Raw genomic sequence first — 4310 nt, 5'->3', positions numbered from 1 at the left:
TCACCCTCATGCACAGGCCGGATGCGATCGTATTTGGCGGCGGCGTCATGAACACACCGGGCCTGATCGATGCGGTCCGGCGCGAAACCGCCAATCGGCTGGGCGGCTATCTCACAGACAAACGCCTCAGAGGTGATCTGTCAGCCTATATCGTACCGCCCGCTCTCGGACCGGCAGCCGGGGTTACCGGCGCGCTTGCCCTGGCAAAATCGGTGCAGTCCCACTGAGGCACCAGAGCAGCCCCTCGCGCAGCTCTGCGCGGCACTTGTGGGACAAGCCGGTTACGCCGCGAAAGGCCTTGGCCACGCGGCCAGAACTTGGAAGTATGAGTACCAGTTCCCGCCCAGCCAGAGAGGCCGCATATGTTAGCCAATGTCAGCCAGACCGCCATGGAAGAAGCCGACGCGCCCAAGGGTCCCAAATATAAGCGCGCCTATCCTGTCACGCCCGCCGCAGACCTTACCGATCTCGATCTCTTCACCGCGGGCCAGCCCTTCGCCGCCTTTGCAGAGATGCGCCAGCGCGCACCTGTCTGCTGGCATGAAGAGGAAATGGGTGCAGGCTTCTGGGCGCTGACCGGCTATCACGATATCCGCGCGACCGAGCTCAACACAAAGGTCTTCTCCTCCCAGAAGGGCGGTATCCTGATGAATTACGGAGCGGACGGCCAGCGCCATCCCCTGCTCCATCGCGCATCGCTCGAGGCGATGATCAATCTTGACCAGCCCTACCACATGCCGCTGCGGCGCGAGCACATGCCCTTCTTTACGCCCGCTTACATCGCGGACCTGAAGACACGCGTCGATGCCAAGGTGACGCGCCTGCTAGATGCGATGGAGGCCAGGGCGCGCGACACGGCTGGGCCCATCGACATGGTCGAGATGTTCTCGGCCGAGCTACCCCTGTTCACACTGTGTGAAATCCTCGGCGTGGCTGAAGAGGACCGTCCGAAACTCATTCGTTGGATGCACTATCTCGAAGTCTCCGCCGACACGATGCGCAAGGGCGAGGCGATCGATCCGGATTTCTTCGGCGCCTTCGTCCAGAACGTACTCGAGATGTTCGAGTACGGAAAATCCGTTCTGCAATCGCGCCGCAGCGAGCCAAATGAGGATCTCCTCTCGGCCATCGCCAATGCGAAAGTAGACGGGGAGCTCCTGTCCGACGAAATGCTGGATGGCTCCTGGCTGCTCATTGTCTTTGCCGGCAATGACACGACGCGGAATTCCCTCTCCGGCACGATGAAGCTTCTCACAGAGTTTCCCGAGCAGAAACAGATGCTGATCGACGACCCTTCCCTCATTCCGAACATGGTCCATGAGGCGATCCGCATGGTCTCGCCGGTCATCTATATGCGCCGCACCGCCACGGAAGACGCAGAGATCAATGGCCAGAAGATCGGCGAGGGCGAGAAGGTCGTCATGTATTACGGCGCAGCCAATCGTGACCCGTCAGTTTTTGCAGACCCTGACCGTTTCGACGTGACCCGCGCCAATGCCAAGGACCACCTCGCTTTCGGCATGGGCCCTCATGTCTGTCTTGGCCAGCGCGTTGCGAACATGCAGCTGGAAAGCGCCTATCGCCAGATCCTTGCGCGCTTCCCAAACGCGGAATGGACCGGCGACATCGCAATCACGCCAAACAACTTCGTTCACGCCATCGCCAGGCTCGGTGTCGATCTCGGTCTTTGATCGCTTGCAATTGAACCGTGCTGATTAAGTCTTTGGTTTCCTTGTTCTGCTAGCTTCGCCCTTCGATCGTCTGGCAGGAGACAGCCTTGAATCATCTCGCCTTATCCGGTCTCGCATTTCCGGGAATTGCAGCTTGCATCAGTGCGATCTTTGCGGGCTTCTGGCACTATAACCGCCAGGATAAGGCCGCCTTGTGGTTCTGCTTCGCCTTCGGCTGTTGCGCGCTGGGTTTCTGCCTCAGCAACTATCTCATCGCCAAGGAAACAGTGGCCAACGCCATATCGAACAATGCCGTCTATGGCGCCGGCATCTTCTGTCTCGCCTTTGGCACGTGCCGCGCGTTTAACCGCAAGCCGCCGGTTCTCAGCCTGGCCAGCCTCGCCATCCTCGGCGTCGTTGCAGCCGTCGTCATCCAACTCGCGCAGATCGGGCTGAGCATTCGCATCCAGACCGTCAACACGCTCCACGGGATCATGTTCTGCGTCGCTCTGTTCCGTCTACGCAGCATCTGGAACCAGCACTGGACCGGCTCTGCCGTCATCATCGCTTATACGCTGATCGCCCTGAACTACCTGCTCATCGCGCCTCTGACGACATTCGGCGCCGAGATCACGCAGACCAATTTCTTCGAGTCACTCTACTGGCGCTCGACCAATGTGATCACGGTCCTCTCCGTGATGGCAGCGGCCGGCGCGCTGGTCTCGGTCTGCGTCAGCCGCAACATTCGCGAGATGCGCAACCAGGACCACCGCGACTGGCTGACAGGCCTGCTCAGCCGGCGGACCTTCGAACAGACCGCGCAAGTCTTCTGCCAGCATCGCTCCAGCGCGACCGCGGCGAGCCTTGTCGTGATCGAGATCGACAATTTCAGGACCATGCCCACGACATTTGGCCGGCGCGCAAGCGAGGAACTCATAGTCGCTTTTGGCGACATACTGACGGGCGGCACACGGCATGCCGACCTTGCCGGACGCATTAGCGGCGGAAAATTCTGCCTTATCCTGCCCGGCACCGACCTTGAGGGTGCAACGCGCCTTGCCTCGCGGATGAAGACCTGTTTCCGGGAACTGTCCGTCCCCTCCCTGCCTCTCTCTCACATTGTCACGGCAAGTTTCGGCATCGCCGAATTCGGCGAAGCTTCGAGCTATCACGACATTTACCAGCACGCCGATGCCATGCACCGCGCCGCCGTCGCGGAAGGCGGCAACCGGGTCAAATGCGCTGAGCGCCCGGCTGGGGCCGGCCGGCCGATGCACCGGGACAATTACAGCGAAACCGAGACGCGCAAGTCCGCCTGAACAGGGCGCTCTGCCCCTAGGTGAATCTTGTTCCGCCTCTGCCGTCATGCTTTTTCTGGCGGCAGAACAGGAGGAACGAAACATGTCAGACAAACCCGAAAGCGTTGGAAACGAAGTCCTTTACGAGGTGAAGGACCATGTCGCAGTCGTCACGCTGAACCGCCCGGACAAACGCAATGCCGTCAATGGCGCAGTGGCCTCCGCGCTTGGCTGGATATGCGAAGAGACAGAGCGCGACGAGGATGTCCGCGTCGTGATCCTGACCTCGTCACTGGAATCGACCTTTTGCGCCGGGGCGGATCTGTCGGAGATCTCCAAGGGCAATGCCCGCGCCCTGTCGACCAAGGAAGGCGGCTTTGCCGGCCTCGTGAAATATCCCCGCACCAAGCCATGGATCGCAGCTGTGCGCGGCAATGCGCTCGCCGGCGGCTGCGAACTTCCGCTCTCCTGCGACATGATCGTCGCGGCGGATGATTCGCGGTTCGGCTTGCCCGAAGTGAAACGCGGCATCTTTGCCGGCGCTGGCGGCGTCTTCCGTCTGCCCCGCGCCCTGCCCCGTAATATCGCGCTGGAAATCGTGGCGACAGGCGATCCGCTGCCAGCCGACAGGCTTTACCAGCTCGGCCTGATCAACCGCATGGTGCCCTCTGACCAGGTTCTCGGCGAGGCCCAGGATCTTGCAAAGCAGATCGGTGTGAACGCGCCGCTTGCTGTCCGCAAGAGCCTGGAAGTCGCCCGCAAGGCTTATGACGGCACAGAGGAAGATCTCTGGAAAGCCTCGAACGAGGCCTCGGCCGTCGTCTTCTCCAGCGAGGACGCCCAGGAAGGCCCCCGCGCCTTCCTCGAAAAGCGCGCCCCCGTCTGGAAAGGCCGGTAGGACGCCGCGCCGGCCAGAGACTAGAACTGGAAGTAGATGAACGGAACGGTTTCGGTCGGCACGAAGGGCAACATGACAGCGAGCCAGAGCCCGCACAGGGCGGCGGTCACCGGTGCGGGCCAGCGCGCAACGGTCTGACCAAGCTTGAATTGGAACACTATAAAGTGCAGGCCGAGAAATCCTGCCAGCGCCGCCCAGGCCAGCAGACCGAAACTTATCGTTCCGGCGCTGCCCGCGCCCAGCATGACCGATGTTATGGCTAGCCCGACATCAAAATCGGCGGCCCTGAAGAAGACAAAGGCGATTGCCACGAAGTAGAAGGTGACGATGCCGCCAAAGAATTTCAGAGCGATGCTGGCTTCAACGCGTTTCGGCCAGCCGGCAAGGCGTTCAACGCAGAGAAGCGCGCCATGCAGATACCCCCAGAACAGGAACGTCCACGCC

Annotated in this window: 4 protein-coding genes and 1 pseudogene; 4 read left to right on the top strand and 1 reads right to left on the bottom strand. The window is 61.2% G+C overall.

The window, feature by feature from the left end:
- The 4 genes from WA989_RS12600 to WA989_RS12585 all read left to right on the top strand — a co-directional run.
- Window positions 1–227 (top strand): ROK family protein (locus WA989_RS12600; protein WP_424340842.1); only part of this gene is annotated, 227 nt, incomplete at its 5' end.
- Between the two features lie 135 nt (window positions 228–362).
- Complete coding sequence (locus WA989_RS12595) at window positions 363–1691, top strand: cytochrome P450 (protein ID WP_424340841.1); 1329 nt, start codon at window positions 363–365, stop codon at window positions 1689–1691.
- 86 nt (window positions 1692–1777) lie between these two features.
- Window positions 1778–2989: a GGDEF domain-containing protein gene (locus WA989_RS12590; RefSeq protein WP_424340840.1), complete on the top strand. Its 1212-nt coding sequence runs from the start codon at window positions 1778–1780 to the stop codon at window positions 2987–2989.
- A gap of 82 nt (window positions 2990–3071) precedes the next feature.
- Window positions 3072–3866 carry a crotonase/enoyl-CoA hydratase family protein gene (locus tag WA989_RS12585; protein ID WP_424340839.1) on the top strand — a complete coding sequence of 265 codons (795 nt, stop codon included), beginning with the start codon at window positions 3072–3074 and terminating at the stop codon, window positions 3864–3866.
- Window positions 3867–3886: 20 nt separating this feature from the next.
- Here the strand turns inward: WA989_RS12585 and WA989_RS12580 are convergent.
- Window positions 3887–4310, bottom strand: a pseudogene (locus tag WA989_RS12580) (hypothetical protein); the annotation flags it as partial.

The organism is Henriciella sp. (genome assembly GCF_049649345.1).
Taxonomy (GTDB): Bacteria; Pseudomonadota; Alphaproteobacteria; order Caulobacterales; family Hyphomonadaceae; genus Henriciella.
This window is presented reverse-complemented; position numbering and strand designations above follow the sequence as displayed.